Genomic DNA, 15,878 nt, shown 5'->3' on the forward strand with positions numbered 1-15,878 from the left:
TATTACCACTTTATCACTCTACCACCTTATCACCTTATTATTATTTATTAATCCAGATAGCTCGGTGATTTTTCACCCACCATCGTGCGGATTGTTTCTTTCACCATTCTCCATTGAGTGAACAGGTCGTGTACCGGCTCATTCTCAAAGTCATGCATCGGACTCTTGCAGAAGAATGACAACCAGGTCTGGATGCCAGACATGCCTGCGCGCAATGCCAAGTCACTGAAGATAACGAGGTCGAGTGCGATAGGCGCTGCAAGGATAGAGTCGCGGCACAGGAAGTTAACTTTGATTTCCATCGGATAACCCATCCATCCGAAGATATCAATGTTGTCCCATGCTTCCTTATTGTCTTTGCGGGGAGGATAATAGTTGATACGAACCTTGTGGTAAACATCACCGTAGAGATCGGGATATTTTTCCGGTTCAAGGATGTTGTCGATAACAGACAACTTGCTGACTTCCTTCGTCTTGAAGTTTTCGGGCTGATCGAGCACTTCGCCGTCGCGATTACCCAGAATGTTGGTAGAGAACCAACCGCTTACACCCAGCATACGAGTCTTGAACATCGGTGCAAGCACTGTTTTCATCAGTGTCTGACCGCTCTTGAAGTCTTTACCGGAAATGGGCACATTCATCTTCTTGGAGAATTCCCACATGGCCGGAGTATCTACGCACAAGTTAGGCGCACCCATGATGAACGGAGCACCTTCAGCGATAGCTGCATAAGCATAACACATACTCGGAGAAATCACTTCCGTGTTGTTCGCTTTCATCGCTGCTTCCAGCGAAGCGAGAGACTCGTGCTCTTTGCACAACGGAACATAGATTTCGGTACTTGCAGCCCACAACACAGCGATACGCTCGCAGTTGTTGGCAGCTTTGAACTTACGGATATCTTCGCGCAGTTGCTCTACCATTTCCCAACGGGTAGCTGCATCCTTAATATACGTACCGTTCAAACGCTTTGCAAAGTTATGGTCAAAAGCTGCGGGCATCGGTTTGATAGCCTGCAATTCCTCCTTCACGAGGTTCAGGTCTTTCTCTTTCAAGACCTCCGCATACATCGCAGCATCATAAGCGTTATCAGGGAAAATATCCCATCCGCCAAAAACAATGTCGTTCAAATCAACCAAAGGCACTACGTCCTTGATTAGTTTTTCGTCGTTGTTCTCCATGCGTATTGTGGCCATCTGTGCAATAGAGCCTATCGGCTTTGACAGCCCTTTGCGAGCAGCCAACGTACCTGTTATCATGGTCGTTGAGACCGCACCACCCACTCCGACTACCAGTACACCCAAACGACCAGTTGCCGGCTTAATGTTTTCTTTCATTGCCATTGTATCTTTTAAAGTTTAAAAAATTGCTCAAATTTAGGCTATTTTGTTCAATTGAGACTCGTCATTTTATCCGATTTAATGTTCTATTAGTAAGATTTAAGTTAAAACGTCATGTGTAGACTAATTCTAAGGCCGGATTTATCAATTCCGGGCAGATTTCTGTAAGTTAATCGCCAGACATAATCGAGGCGGATAACCTTCAAAATATTTTCTACACCGACGCCCACTTCCATATACGGGGTATCCCCCATAAAAGAGGTTGTGGCAGGGAAACGGAACAGGTCATTGCTGACCGACGGGTTATTCTTGTCGCTCAAATTGCCGTACAAACCGCGAAAGGAAAGGACTTCGCGCCATTTCAACTTTTTCAGTAGCGGAACACGGTTAAACAAAAAGCCATTAAGGTAATAAGTTACATCCCACGAAGCATATTCATCGTTCATAAACTCCATAGCATTCATCAGCGTATAAGACTCCGGCTGGATGGTATAAGAAAGATTGGCGTTTGGAATTATCAGTAACGGGAAAGGTACTTTGTTCCAAACTTTTCCTGCTTTCAAGATAACATCCGTGTATCCGAAAGCCGAGAACCAAAAACGCTTCTGGAAGCCGGCCTCCGTATAATGATAAGTGTAATCGCCTCCCAACACTCCCTTTGCAGCCACCGTATGCGATAGCGAAAAAACCGGGGCATCCAGCGAAACCGGGAAACGGTTCCATTGCGTCTGAAAGAATTTCTCATTCGGTGCATAACGCAACTTTACTTCAAACTCAGCATTTGATATCTGCTCCACCGGTGTTGCCATCTCATCCTGCCTCAGAAAAGGGATGAGATAAGAAGACTCATCCTGCCGGAAACGGCTCGTAAGCTGGAAAGAGAAACCAGAATAAAATTCATTCGTATAAGTCAGTTCGGCTTTACGCTGATAACCGATGCGGTCGTCTTTCTGACGTTTCAAGGACAGAAAGACGTTATCTTGACTCGTATACAAATAATGTTGCCCATACTGATTGACATCCGATGTATATCTCGCTTTCAAAGAATGAATCGGAAATTCATTGGCATACTCCTTCTTTTTATGGAAAGAATATTCCACTTCCGCCATACCTTTCAAACGGTGGTCGTCAAAACCATAAGCCATATATCCCTTATAAAATAGGTGTGGATTCAGCCACGCCGTCGTCATGCCTCCTGCACGCAGACGCACGCCTTCCAGGGTATTCCCGCTGATAGTGGTATTCATCATACCTATATAGAACAGAGGCTCTTTTTCTTTCGGCGCAGGTATATATCCGGTGAAGAGAACCTTCAACGTCTTCTCCGTCCAGTAATAAACGGGATAGGTACGGAGTTGCGCCATCATTTTATCCACAGAGGTTTCTTTCTTGCTTACTTCCACCTGCCGGTTATCATCCCAATAAGCCTCAGAGCGATGCGCGGCTTCGGAAGGTTCAATCACTTTCTCCGGTTTTCTGAAAGCAGTCAGAGCATCTTCGGAAGGCTCATAGACATAATTTCTGTAGTACACGTCCCGCTTGGCATAAATACCATCACTATTATCAACCAGTTTGAACTCGGTAGTGATATGCTCATCCGCAAGCTGTCGTGTGCCGTCTTCACCGCGAGTGAAATTCTGCTCCAAAGACATGTAATCCACAAAGTTCAGATTGATTTTCTGCGGAAAATTCATGGTGGCACGACGCACGAAATAGGTGCTGTCCAGTGTGACGTAAAGATGGCCTGTAAAACCGAACGATTCGGAGTTGAAGGGAACAAAGGTCAGATCCACACAAGGCTGACCTGCTATAGTGAGCGTGTCCATGAGGTAATATTTATAAAAAGAAGGGCCTAAGGAAGACAACGGGCTGACGAACTTGTTGGTGAACAACGTGATGTTATTCTCGTAAATATCCACGTCCGTCATTGTGACGCTGATGGCTTGTTCCATACCTTGCTGCGAAAGCATTTCGTCCACACCGGCCTGTCGGCGGGCATACACACGCTGCTTCTCACTTTTGGGCGATTTACGGTAATAATCCGTAGCCAGCAACTCGCGGTTGGAAACGGCAAGCACGGGCTTTCCCGTAACGGCGGAAGTATCCACGTAATCCGTCAGGAACTTAAATTTGCGATAAAGCCATTTCTGTTGCTTCACGCTGTCGAAATTATTGATGGCAAAGGTCATCTTTTCATAGCGGTCTCGTTGCCAGAAGTCCAACTCTTTGGGTGAGTAATCATCCCGGTGCTCAATCATTTGTTTCACAAACTCCACAGCTGGATTATCTTTCTTTTTATATCGTTCCCGTTTCGGTTTCACCACCACCTCGTTCAGGGCATACGTTGCCGGAGAAAGGGCGATGTTAAAACGCACATTGCGTGCCGGGTGAATGAGGCGAGTGTACTCATTGTATCCAACGGCAGAAATAACCAGCACAGCCTGGGCACGATACGTTTTGAAAGAAAAATTTCCTTTGTCATCGGTCATACCTCCCTCGGTAGTACCTTTCAGGTACACAGATGTGTAAGGCAGAGGCTCACGGGTTAACGAGTCTGTAACAACACCTTGTACCATATATTGCGCCCATAGGGGCAGACTCATCCAGCAAAGGCTGATGAGTAGAAAAATCCTTAAAAAAGTAAAACGCATACCTGTTTTTGTATTGAAGGATAAATGATAATTTATTAGTGATTAGCGTTTAGTGATTAGTGATTAGTGGGTTGCGCTATTATTCCGCATGGCGCTTATCACTAATCACTAAACGCTAATCACTAAACGAAGCTCCGCTTCGCTAAATTATCATTTATCCTTTTTTTTGAGTGGGCAAAGGTACAAAAGAAAACTCTTTTAGAAAGTTCAGTTTTACTCAATAAATGTTCTAAAAAACCACTTTTGCCCAAAACACTTCCTTTTATAAGCTGTTGTATAAGTGAAACGACGCAGAGAAGCATCGAAAAAACAATTAACAACCTAAACAACTTAATTATGGAATGGATAATAAACCAGCTCAGGGAGCGCCCCGAACTTGCCATATTCCTCACCCTGTTTCTGGGGTTCTGGCTGGGCAAGCTGCGTATCGGGAAGTTCAGTCTGGGAACGGTCACAAGTGTATTGCTTGTAGGCGTATTGGTAGGCCAACTGAACATTGACGTACCGGGTCCCATCAAATCCGTATTCTTTCTACTCTTCCTGTTTGCCGTCGGCTACAAAGTAGGCCCGCAATTCTTCCGCGGACTGAAAAAGGACGGACTTCCACAGGTCGGCTTTGCCGTACTGATGTGTGTGTCCGTACTGGTCGTAACCTGGCTTCTTGCCCTACTGATGGGCTACAATCCGGGGGAAGCAGCCGGACTCTTAGCCGGCTCACAAACCATCTCAGCCGTTATCGGAGTAGCCGAAGACACCATGGCAAACATGGGACTCACCGAAGCGCAACGGCAGAGTTATATCAATATCATCCCCGTATCTTATGCCGTGACTTACGTCTTCGGTACGGCAGGTTCAGCTTGGGTACTCTCCACCCTCGGCCCCAAACTCTTGGGCGGACTGGAGAAAGTGAAAGCCGCCTGCAAGGAACTGGAAGCCAAAATGGGCAGTTCCGAAGCCGACGAACCGGGCTTCATGCACGCTGCCCGTCCCGTGACTTTCCGCGCATATAAGGTTGAGAATGAATGGTTCAAACCGGGCCGCCGTGTGATAGATCTGGAAGTCTACTTCCAGCAACACGACAAACGCTTGTTCGTGGAACGCCTGCGCAAAAAAGGTATTGTCCGCGAAGTAAGCCCGAACACCATACTGGAAATAGGAGATGAGGTCGTACTTAGCGGACGCCGTGAATACGTCATCGGTGAAGAAGACTGGATAGGTGAAGAAGTGCAGGACGCGCAGTTACTCGACTTCCCCGCAGAAACCTTGCCCGTCACAATCACCAAAAAGACATTTGCCGGAAAGACGGTAGCCAATATCCGCAGACAGAAATTCATGCACGGTGTCAGCATCCGCAGCATCAAGCGGGCAGGAATTGAAATTCCCGTATTGGCACAAACCAAGCTGGATGCCGGTGACGTCATCGAAGTGGTAGGCACCAAACAAGAAGTGGAAAGTGCTGCCGTACGCATAGGTTATGTTGACCGACCAACCCATCAAACAGATATGATATTCGTAGGCTTGGGCATCCTGATAGGTGGTCTGTTCGGTGCACTGTCCATCCACATCGGCGGTGTCCCCATCAGCCTGAGCACAAGTGGTGGCGCATTGATAGCCGGATTATTCTTTGGCTGGCTGCGCAGTAAGCACCCTACGTTCGGTCGTATTCCCGAAGCATCGCTGTGGGTACTGAATAATGTAGGATTGAATATGTTCATCGCCGTAGTGGGCATTGCCGCCGGACCGAGTTTCGTGCAAGGTTTCCGGGATGTGGGACTCAGTTTGTTCATTGTAGGCGCCGTAGCCACTACCCTACCGCTAATCATAGGTTTACTGCTTGCAAAGTACGTCTTCAAGTTCCATCCCGCCATTGCCCTGGGATGCTGTGCCGGAGCACGCACCACGACAGCCGCACTGGGTGCCATACAAGATGCCGTAGAGAGTGAGACGCCTGCGCTGGGTTATACGGTGACGTATGCCGTAGGTAACACCTTATTAATAATATGGGGTGTTGCCATTGTGCTCCTGGTTTAACTCCGGTCGTGCAGGAAGCAAAGAATCTACGGCCTGCACAAAACTAATCTCCGCGATGCAAGAAATTAGTTTCTTGCACTCCGAAGATTAGTTTATCGCCCTCAAAGAAATGATATAATACAAACTTAAACTTAACTATATGGATACCAAGAATTTTGAAAAGAAAATGGAGACCATCAGCCCTTTCGAGTTGAAGAACCGTCTCATTGATATGGCCGACGAAAGCCTGAAGAAAACCGCCCGCACCATGCTGAATGCCGGGCGCGGTAACCCCAACTGGATAGCCACCACCCCACGCGAAGCCTTCTTCCTGCTGGGACAGTTCGGCCTGGAAGAATGCCGTCGCGTGATGAACCTTCCCGAAGGTATCGCCGGTATTCCCGAAAAATCCGGCATTGCCTCCCGCTTCGAAGCATTCCTCAAAAAGAACAATGCCGCCCACGGTGCCCAACTTCTGGAACAAACCTACAACTATCTGTTGATGCAGCATGCCGCCGACCCCGACTCACTGGTACACGAATGGGCGGAAGCCATCATCGGCGACCAATATCCCGTGCCCGACCGTATTCTGCACTTCACCGAAATACTGGTTCAAGATTATCTGGCACAAGAAATGTGCGACAACCGTCCGCCACGTGGCACTTACGATCTCTTCGCCACTGAAGGCGGCACCGCCGCTATGTGCTATGTCTTCGACTCTTTGCAGGAGAATTTCCTCCTTGACAAGGGAGACAGCATCTTTCTCATGGTTCCGGTCTTCACCCCTTACATTGAAATACCACAACTGAACCGTTACCAATTCAACATGACCGAGATACATGCCAACCGCATGACGGACGATGGTTTCCATCTCTGGCAATACAATGATGAAGACATCGACCGCCTGAAAGACCCGTCTGTCAAAGCACTCTTTGTCACCAACCCCAGCAATCCGCCCAGTTACGCCCTCAGCCCGGAGACGATGGCACGCATTGTCAATATTGTAAAAAATGATAATCCGAACCTGATGGTCATCACGGATGATGTGTATGGCACATTCAGTCCGCACTTCCGTTCGTTCATGGCGGAACTGCCGCATAATACGCTTTGCGTGTATTCCTTCTCCAAATACTTTGGAGCTACGGGTTGGCGCGATGCTGTCATCGCCCTGCACGAAGATAATATTTTTGATAAACAAATTGCCCGTCTGCCGAAAGAGAAGCGCGAGGAACTGAACCGCCGCTATTCAAGCCTCACGCTGGAGCCTGCAAAGTTAAAGTTCATCGATCGCATGGTGGCCGACAGTCGCCAGGTAGCACTTAACCACACTGCAGGGCTGTCATTACCTCAACAGATGCAAATGAGCCTGTTCGCTTCCTTTGCCTTGCTGGACAAGGAAAACAAGTATAAACAGAAGATGATGGAGATTATTGAAAGACGTCTGCATGCCTTGTGGGATAACACCGGATTTACGTTGCTGAAAGACCCGCTTCGCGTGGGATATTATACGGAAATCGACATGCTGGTATGGGCAAAGAAATTCTACGGAGATGAGTTTGTAGACTATCTGAAACACACCTACAGCCCGCTGAACGTCGTGTTCCGACTGGCGAAGGAGACATCCCTTGTTTTGCTCAATGGCGGCGGCTTCGACGGTCCGGAATGGAGTATACGTGCTTCGCTTGCCAATCTGAACGAAAAGGATTACGCAGTCATCGGACAAGGAATCAAAAGGATACTTGACGAGTATGCGAAGGATTGGAAAAAAACTAAATAATGATTTATGGAAATATTATGCGGAATCGCGTCAAACCATCGCTATACGTGCGCAGTGAGAACGTACAGCCATGACGCGTCAAGACTTCGCGGATAAACACCAAGCCGATTCCCTGCCCGTTCGGTTTGGTGGAGAAGAAGGGACTGAAGAGCTTTGCTTCAGTCTCTTTTGTTATACCCGGCCCATTATCCACAATTTCAATCGTCGTAGGCGCAATCGTACGCACCACTACCCTTCCTTGCTTAATGGTTCCTTCAGGCGCATGCTCTATGCTTTCCGCAGCATTCTTGATAATATTCACCAGCACCTGTTCCAAAAGAGAAGCATCCAGACGCACCGGCTCCACCTTCGGGTCACATTCCAGCCAGAGGAGGATATTCCGGTCATTGCACATTCCCTCCATAAAGCGTTTACACATAGACACCAGTTCATTCACTTTCACAGGAGCCAAGGTCGGTTCAGGAATCTTCACCACATCGGCAAAACGAGTGATGAAACGGCTCATGGAGAAGCAACGTTCCGTACAAACCCGCATCACATCGCAAATGTCCTCCATATCCTCTTCCGTAGAAAGTGCCTGTTCCACGGTATCGAGTGTGGACGTAATACCCGCTGTCGTATTATTCACCTCGTGCGCAATCATACGAATCACCTTTTCATACGCACGTTTCTCGGCACGCATCACTTCTTCCGTCATCTTTTCTATCAGATAAAAAGGATGATGAAATCCCCTGTCAATAAAAGAAGAGTGAGTACATTTATAAATATTCGCATCATTCAGCCGCACCACAGAGGTGTGATCTTTAGGGATGGTGGCAAGTTCCTCAGCCAAAGGAGAATCTATGCTCTCCATCTTTTTGCCCATCACCTCTTCCAGGTGTACCCCCATCATTTTCAATCCCATCGGATTGAGTTGGGATACTTCTCCATCCAGCGTAGTGATGACAACGCCCATCGGTGATGCCTGGATAAGCAAATCCAGAAAATGGTTCTGTTCGCGTAAGCGCAGACGTTCGTTCTTTAATTGCTCCATCATACGGTTGAACACATTCACAATGCGGTCCGCCTCGTATTGGCCTACTTTGCTGAGCCGGCTGCTGAAATCCTGTTCACGCAACAGTTCCATACCGCTGCCGATGATATTCATCGGCTTCACTATTTTGCGATAGAAGATTATCAGGAACACCAGGATAAATGCGATGATACCCTCTACAATATAGAGGTGTAACGGCTGTATCCCTTTTGCCAAGTAGATAAGCACCCCGCCCAAACCCAAAAGGAAAAGGACAAGTATGGAGAAATAGAACTTTATTCTCACGTTGTTAGTGATTAATGGTTAGTGATTAGTGATAATCTGTTAATGATAAAGCCTGCTAAGCACTCATCACTTATCACTAACCGTTATATTAAACTTTTCCAACCTTCTGTAAAGCGCAGCACGGCTGATGCCGAGCGTCATAGCCACCTGGCTGAGATTTCCCTTATGGCGGTCCAGAGCTTGCAGAATAGTCTGACGTTCAATCTCGTCCAGCGTCATACCTGCCAGTGATGAAGAATCCGAAGCCTTCACCGGATCATCGTGGCGCAGGTACTGCGCATCAAAGTCCGTGGCATCCAGTGTCGACTTTCCACTGACAAGGATGGTGCGTTCCACAAGGTTCTTCAATTCGCGGATATTTCCCGGATAAGGCAAACGGGAAAGGAAGTTCAGGGCATCTGCCGAAAACTCTGTACGGGGCAATCCGTTCACCTCTGCCTGGCGGTCGGCAAAATGACGCGCCAACAAAGGAATGTCCTCACGACGCTCACGCAAAGAGGGCAGCTTAACGGTTATCAGGTTGATACGATAGAATAAATCTTCACGGAAAGTGCGTTCCGACACCATCTTGCGGAGGTCTGCATTCGTGGCAGACACCACGCGAATATCCGTCTTGCGGGGACGGCTGTCACCCAACACTTCAAAAGTCTGATCCTGAAGCACACGAAGCAACTTCACCTGACAGGAAGGGTCAAGATCACCAATTTCGTCCAAGAAGATGGTACCTTTGTTTGCCAGTTCGAAGCGGCCGACGCGGTCGGTGGTGGCATCCGTAAAGGCGCCTTTTTTATGACCGAACATTTCACTCTCGAAAAGGCTTTGCGAAATACCGCCCAGATTAACTTTTACGAACGGTTGTTTCACCCGCTGACTATTGATGTGGATGGCTTCCGCAATCAGCTCCTTACCTGTTCCACTCTCACCGGTAATCAGTACCGAGGCATTGGTGCGGGCAATGCGGGCTACCGTATTCAGCACTTCCATCAGTCCTTGTGACTTTCCGATGATATGGCTGCGGTTCAGCGTTTCGCTCTGCTCTTCCTGCGCATCTTTCGGAGCGGCAGTCAGTTCAAGGGCTGTCTCGATGCGTTGTAGCAAGGCGGCATTGTTCCACGGCTTCGTGATGAAATCGAACGCACCTGCCTGCATGCCCTGCACGGCAAGTTGAATGCTGCCCCACGCCGTCATCAGGATAACGGGTACATCGGGACGGAACACCTTCACTTGTTTCAGCAAAGTCAAACCTTCTTCTCCGGTGGTGGAAAGCGTGAAGTTCATATCCATCAGAATGAGGGAAGGTGCTTCGGCACGAACCACATCCATTGCTTCGCGCGGTCCGGGAACGGTTTGAGCTACATATCCTGCACGTTTCAGCATAAAACTGAGGGAAGAACGCACGGCACTATCATCGTCGATTATCAGTATCATAAGGTTTTCGTTGTTTTATGGTTTGCAAAAATAACTATTTTCGCCACAGAGGACACAGAGGACACAGAGTTTTTTCAATATATTTTCTTTTCCTCTGTGTCGTCTGTGTCCTCTGTGGTGAAATTATCCTCTCACAATGTCGTCAAAGTCAGCTTCCAACTCACAATTACGCTCAAAATCCCAAAGCGTCAGACTGCGGATCTGATAGAAATAGTACCAATAGTAATAGAGCTCGGAAATATGCTTTTGTCTTGCCGCATCTTTCGAATTCTGTGCATCGTTCAAGTCCAGCGTACTGATTTGACCTATCAAGAAGGTCTCCACACTGGTTTTATAGCGTTTCTCGGCAATGCCATCGGCCTCCTGGGCAATGCTAAGCTGTTGCGCCTGGTTATTAAAGTTAGCTACCAACAGGAAAATATCCTGGTTAAAGTTCATCTGTTCCTGACGGATTCTGGAAAGTACCACTTCACGGTTACTCTTTGCCACACGCACCTTTCCGCGACGCTTGCCCCAGTCCAGAATAGGAATTTTGACGCCCACCTGCACAATTTGGTTATCGAGCAGATCCTGATAAGCAGACGTAAGGGTTCTGTCCTGCCCCGTATATCCCACACTGGCAAAAAGGTCAATGCTACGCAGATTTCCACGAGCCGTGGCTACTTCAAAATCAGCCTCTAACTGGCGGCGGCGGATATTCTGTGCAAATGAGTTGCGCTCCAAAGATTTGTTCAAAACAAGGTCATATTCCATCTTTATATCCGGTGCAGATTCCGGCAACATCGGATTCAAGTTTTCATCTTCCGACAGTCCGAGGAACGAACGTAACTGGAACATTTTCGCATTCAGGTCACTTTCCGCTTCCGTCACGTCTGCCTTACCTTGCAGGGCATTCAGTTTCAACTGCAACAGGTCATTCTCAGAGATTTGCCCCATTTTGCGTTTAGCTATCGCCACTTCATACAGACGGTCGGCATTCATTTTATTCTGACGGGCAGTATTCAGATTCTCCTTTGCCAGCAACAAGTTGAAGAAATAGGTGATAGTCGTCATCGTCACCCGTTCCGTAGCAGTGATGAAGGCGGCTTTTGCCTCAGCATACCTCACAGGCTCAATGCGGCGGTTCCATTTCAAGCTGTTCACTCCAAAGATAGGTTGCGTCAATTCAAGGCTGACGGGAACAGACATGAACCGTTTATCTCCCCCGGAACCCAGTTGCTTGATGTATTCGAGGGAAGATGCAAGCGACAGTCTACCACCAGTGAACCATAAGTTCTGGTCGATGGAGAGAGTTCCGGAAAGTCCCAGCGTGTTGTTGCGCACGAAGGAGTAAGTACCATCCGAGTTCTGATAGCGACTGTAAGATTTATTGTAATTGGGCAATGTACCGTTCAGGTTCACCTCCGGCAAGAGGTCTGCACGGAAAGTACGATATTCCCAGTAGGCAGTTTTCAATTCGTTCAGTGCTACGGCGGCATCCACTGACTGTGTACGTGCCAAAGCTATCGCTTCGTTTAAAGTGATAAGACGTTCGCGTTCGTTTGTCAATGTATCGTTCTGTGCAAAAGCGGCGAACGGAAATAGCATGTAAGCTGCGAGTAAAATATTTCTTTTCATGTTTATCTAAAAATTGTTATAAACAGAAAAGCAAAGAGTGTGCCAAAGCGGCAGAAGCCCTCTGGGCGGGGGTAAGTGTTCGTTTTCGGACAGTGAGGTTGTCCATTTATGAACGGTAATTTAGTGATTAAGGGTTAGTGATTAGTGATTAGCAGGCTGCACTGTAATGCCGCATGGTGCTAATCACTAATCACTAACCCTTAATCACTAATCAAAGTACCCCTTTGCTACTTGGTAACTCAAAATGATAGATATCTCGTTTCACCGCCATCTTTATCGCACGTGCCAGTGCTTTGAAGATGCCTTCTATCTTATGATGTTCATTCTGCCCTTCCGCTTTCACATTCAGATTCATCTTGGCGGCATCGCTCAGCGACTTGAAGAAATGCAAAAACATCTCTGTCGGCATCTCTCCTATCTTCTCACGGTTGAACTCCGCATCCCACACCAGCCACGGACGGCCGCCGAAGTCCAGACACACCTGGCAGAGGCAATCATCCATAGTCAGGGCATAGCCATAACGTTCGATGCCACGCTTGTTGCCCAATGCCTGATAGATGCAGTCTCCCAAGGCAATCGCTGTATCTTCTATCGTATGATGCTCGTCCACTTCCAGGTCACCTTTCACGCGGATGGTCAGGTCCAGTCCGCCATGCTTGCCTATTTGTTCCAGCATATGGTCGAAGAAGCCCAGCCCGGTATGTATATCGCAGGCGCCATTCCCGTCCAGATTCAGGGAGACAAAGATATCCGTCTCCTTCGTTGTGCGCCTCACTTCCGCTGTCCGTTCTCCGGCAAAAAGGAATTCGGCTACTTTATCCCAATCTTTCGTAACCAAGGCACACACAGATTCCAGTCCTTCGCAAGTTGCCGCACCGCCTTCCGATACAGGTTTCAACAACGTGGTGTCATCTTGCAGGAAAATAGCCCGGCATCCCAGATTCTTCGCCAGTTCCACATCCGTAGGACGGTCACCGATAACGAAGCTGCCCGCCAGGTCATAGTCCGGATTACTCAGATATTTGGTCAGCATCCCTGTGCGCGGCTTCCTCGTGGGAGCATTATCCTCCGGCATACTGCGGTCGATGAAGATTTCATCAAAGGTGATTCCTTCCCCTTCCAGGGTTTTCATCATCAGGTTATGCGCCGGCCAGAAGGTTTCTTCCGGGAAAGATGTTGTGCCCAGCCCATCCTGGTTGGTTACCATCGCAAACTCAAAATCCAGTTTGCTGCGGATAAAACCGAGATTACGCATCACTTTAGGATAGAATTCCAACTTTTCCAGCGAATCCAACTGGTAGTCGACGGGCGGCTCTATCACCAATGTCCCGTCACGGTCTATAAATAATACTTTCTTCATACTCATTTGTATTTTTCCAGCGCTTCCATCAATTTATCATTCTCCATCCGTGTTCCCACCGTCACACGCAGGCAGTTGCCACAAAGTGAAATAGAATTACGATTGCGGACAATGATTCCTTCACCTACCAGATAATTGTAGATTTTCACCGCATCCGTCACCCGAGCCAGGAAGAAGTTGGCATCCGAGGGGAATACCTCTACCGTCAGAGGTAGCTCGGCAAAGCGTTTAGCCAGCTCGTCACGCTCCTCAATCAGCCTCTTCACCCAACGCTCTATCTCATAATACTTGTGCAACATCTCTATTGCCTGTTTCTGAGTGAGTTGATTCACATTATAGGGGTATTTTATCTTACTCAGAATACCGATAATATCTGTAGAAGCAAACGCCATTCCCAGACGGATAGCTGCACATCCCCATGCTTTGGAAAACGTCTGGAACACCACCAGATTGGGATATTTATCCAATTCTTGCAAGAACGAAGGAGAAGCAGAGAAATCATTGTATGCCTCGTCCAGAATCACCAGTCCTTCAAATTCACGCAACACTTTCTCTATTTCGCTACGCAGCAAGTCATTCCCCGTAGGATTGTTGGGCGAGCACAGGAAAATCAGTTTCGTCCGTTCATCCGCAGCCGCCAGCAACTTGTCCGCCGAGAACTGGAAATGCTCGTCGAGCAACACCTTGCGGTATTCCACATCATTCACATCGGCACACACCTGATACATGCCGTAAGTAGGATCGATAGCCACTACATTATCACGTCCCGGTTCACAAAATGCACGGAACACGAGATCGATGGCCTCATCACTACCATTTCCCAGAAAGATATGTTCGGGAGACACTTTCTTGATTTTCGAAAGTTCCATTTTCAGCTCCCACTGCATCGGGTCGGGATAACGGTTGTGCGGCAGGTTATACGGATTCTCGTTGGCATCGAGAAACACCGATGCAACCGCACCTTTATATTCATCACGTGCCGAAGAGTAAGGTTTCAGTTTCCAGATATTCGGACGGGTCAGTTCTTGCAATGTTCTCATAATTTCATTTACGATTTACAATCGAATTCTCTTATTTTTTAATTTTCAATTTTCAATTTACCAAGTCTTACGGTTACCGCATTCTTATGTGCATCCAGATGCTCGTTCGCCGCCATCTCTTCAATAGCCGGACCGATATTCTTCATCCCTTCCGGACGGATTTCCTGGAATGTAATCTTACGGATAAAACTGTCGAGGCTCACACCGCTATACGCTTTCGCATAGCCATTAGTGGGCAGAGTATGATTCGTTCCCGATGCATAATCCCCTGCACTTTCCGGTGAGAGCGAACCTAGGAATACAGAACCTGCATTCACCACACGCTCCGCAACCTGCATATAATCCGCAGTCTCCACTATCAGGTGTTCGGGGGCATATTCATTCGTCAGTTCCAGCACCTCTTCCATATCCTTCACCACAATGAGCTTACTGTTGGCAAGAGATTTCTCCGCAATTTCCTTACGTGGCAGGAGTTCCAATTGGCGCTCCACTTCCGCTTTCACAGCCTGCTGCAATGCTTCGGAAGTCGTAATCAGCATAGCCTGACTATCCACACCGTGTTCCGCCTGGCTCAGCAAGTCCGCAGCCACAAATATCGGGTCCGCGGTCTCGTCCGCCAGCACTTCCACTTCCGATGGTCCGGCAGGCATATCAATCGCTACGTCACGCAGGCTGACCAACTGCTTCGCAGCCGTTACATACTGGTTTCCTGGACCGAATATTTTGTAAACCTTCGGCACACTTTCCGTTCCGTAAGCCATTGAAGCAATAGCCTGTACGCCGCCTGCCTTGAATATCCGATTCACACCTGCCACTTGTGCGGCGAAAAGAATGGCGGGATGCACCCGTCCTTCCCTGTCCGGTGGTGTGCAAAGCACAATCTCCCTGCAACCCGCTATCTTTGCAGGCACAGCCAGCATCAGCACAGTAGAGAACAGTGGAGCCGTTCCTCCGGGGATGTACAAACCCACCTTTTCAATAGCCACCGCCTTTTGCCAGCACGTCACGCCGGGCATGGTTTCCACCTTCTTGCCTTCAAAGCGCTGGGCAGCATGAAAAGTCTCTATGTTCTGTTTAGCCAGACGAATAGCCTCTTTCAGCTTTTCGTCCACCAGCGTCTCCGCTTCTTTCAGTTCCGCCTCCGTCACCACCAGCGATGTCAGTTCCACTTTATCGAACTTCGCTTCCATCTCCAGCACCGCACGGTCGCCCTCTGCACGCACGCGGTCTATAATCTCCCGCACCGTATCGAACAGATTCTCAGTATTCATCACCGGACGTTTCAGTATCTCCGCCCATTGTGATTTATCCGGATTATTTATTAATTTCATACCCTT

10 protein-coding genes are annotated in these 15,878 nt (G+C 48.2%); 2 read left to right on the forward strand and 8 right to left on the reverse strand.

The genetic code is table 11. The annotated features are described in order from the left end of the window. Window positions 1–47: 47 nt before the first annotated feature. On the reverse strand, window positions 48–1,337 hold the full coding sequence (locus tag HMPREF9447_RS18360; protein ID WP_009131269.1) for an inositol-3-phosphate synthase: 1,290 nt from the start codon (window positions 1,335–1,337) through the stop codon (window positions 48–50). 107 nt (window positions 1,338–1,444) lie between these two features. Further along, window positions 1,445–3,991 (reverse strand): DUF5686 and carboxypeptidase-like regulatory domain-containing protein, encoded by a 2,547-nt coding sequence (locus HMPREF9447_RS18365; protein ID WP_009131270.1) that lies wholly within the window; start codon window positions 3,989–3,991, stop codon window positions 1,445–1,447. Window positions 3,992–4,327: 336 nt separating this feature from the next. On the opposite strand from HMPREF9447_RS18365, the gene aspT reads away from it, so the two are divergent. Next, complete coding sequence (gene aspT / locus HMPREF9447_RS18370) at window positions 4,328–6,022, forward strand: aspartate-alanine antiporter (protein WP_044138362.1); 1,695 nt, start codon at window positions 4,328–4,330, stop codon at window positions 6,020–6,022. Window positions 6,023–6,161: 139 nt separating this feature from the next. Continuing rightward, window positions 6,162–7,778: an aspartate 4-decarboxylase gene (gene aspD / locus HMPREF9447_RS18375; RefSeq protein ID WP_009131272.1), complete on the forward strand. Its 1,617-nt coding sequence runs from the start codon at window positions 6,162–6,164 to the stop codon at window positions 7,776–7,778. Window positions 7,779–7,782: 4 nt separating this feature from the next. Here aspD and HMPREF9447_RS18380 read toward each other — a convergent pair whose 3' ends face one another. From HMPREF9447_RS18380 to hisD, 6 genes are all read right to left on the reverse strand, one after another. After that, window positions 7,783–9,096, reverse strand: coding sequence for a sensor histidine kinase (locus tag HMPREF9447_RS18380; RefSeq protein WP_009131273.1), 1,314 nt, complete (start codon window positions 9,094–9,096; stop codon window positions 7,783–7,785). 66 nt (window positions 9,097–9,162) lie between these two features. Next, a complete protein-coding gene (locus tag HMPREF9447_RS18385; protein ID WP_009131274.1) occupies window positions 9,163–10,524 on the reverse strand; it encodes a sigma-54-dependent transcriptional regulator in 1,362 nt (453 codons plus the stop codon). Between the two features lie 123 nt (window positions 10,525–10,647). Then, window positions 10,648–12,141, reverse strand: coding sequence for a TolC family protein (locus HMPREF9447_RS18390; RefSeq protein ID WP_009131275.1), 1,494 nt, complete (start codon window positions 12,139–12,141; stop codon window positions 10,648–10,650). A 211-nt stretch (window positions 12,142–12,352) separates the two neighbouring features. After that, entirely contained in the window at window positions 12,353–13,501 is a 1,149-nt protein-coding gene (gene hisB, locus HMPREF9447_RS18395; RefSeq protein WP_044138449.1) for a bifunctional histidinol-phosphatase/imidazoleglycerol-phosphate dehydratase HisB, read from the reverse strand. A 2-nt stretch (window positions 13,502–13,503) separates the two neighbouring features. Continuing rightward, window positions 13,504–14,541, reverse strand: coding sequence for a histidinol-phosphate transaminase (gene hisC / locus HMPREF9447_RS18400; RefSeq protein ID WP_009131277.1), 1,038 nt, complete (start codon window positions 14,539–14,541; stop codon window positions 13,504–13,506). A gap of 38 nt (window positions 14,542–14,579) precedes the next feature. Beyond that, window positions 14,580–15,872: a histidinol dehydrogenase gene (hisD, locus tag HMPREF9447_RS18405; protein ID WP_009131278.1), complete on the reverse strand. Its 1,293-nt coding sequence runs from the start codon at window positions 15,870–15,872 to the stop codon at window positions 14,580–14,582. Window positions 15,873–15,878 lie beyond the last annotated feature (6 nt).

Source organism: Bacteroides oleiciplenus YIT 12058, from assembly GCF_000315485.1.
In the GTDB taxonomy this organism is placed as follows: Bacteria; Bacteroidota; Bacteroidia; order Bacteroidales; family Bacteroidaceae; genus Bacteroides; species Bacteroides oleiciplenus.

Excerpts from the sequence above, each read along its gene's own strand:
- HMPREF9447_RS18360 (WP_009131269.1), bottom strand. The coding sequence starts at position 1,337 with ATGAAAGAAAACATTAAGCCGGCAACTGGTCGTTTGGGTGTACTGGTA.
- HMPREF9447_RS18365 (WP_009131270.1), bottom strand. The coding sequence starts at position 3,991 with ATGCGTTTTACTTTTTTAAGGATTTTTCTACTCATCAGCCTTTGCTGG.
- aspT (WP_044138362.1), top strand. The coding sequence starts at position 4,328 with ATGGAATGGATAATAAACCAGCTCAGGGAGCGCCCCGAACTTGCCATA.
- aspD (WP_009131272.1), top strand. The coding sequence starts at position 6,162 with ATGGATACCAAGAATTTTGAAAAGAAAATGGAGACCATCAGCCCTTTC.
- HMPREF9447_RS18385 (WP_009131274.1), bottom strand. The coding sequence starts at position 10,524 with ATGATACTGATAATCGACGATGATAGTGCCGTGCGTTCTTCCCTCAGT.
- HMPREF9447_RS18390 (WP_009131275.1), bottom strand. The coding sequence starts at position 12,141 with ATGAAAAGAAATATTTTACTCGCAGCTTACATGCTATTTCCGTTCGCC.
- hisB (WP_044138449.1), bottom strand. The coding sequence starts at position 13,501 with ATGAAGAAAGTATTATTTATAGACCGTGACGGGACATTGGTGATAGAG.
- hisC (WP_009131277.1), bottom strand. The coding sequence starts at position 14,541 with ATGAGAACATTGCAAGAACTGACCCGTCCGAATATCTGGAAACTGAAA.
- hisD (WP_009131278.1), bottom strand. The coding sequence starts at position 15,872 with ATGAAATTAATAAATAATCCGGATAAATCACAATGGGCGGAGATACTG.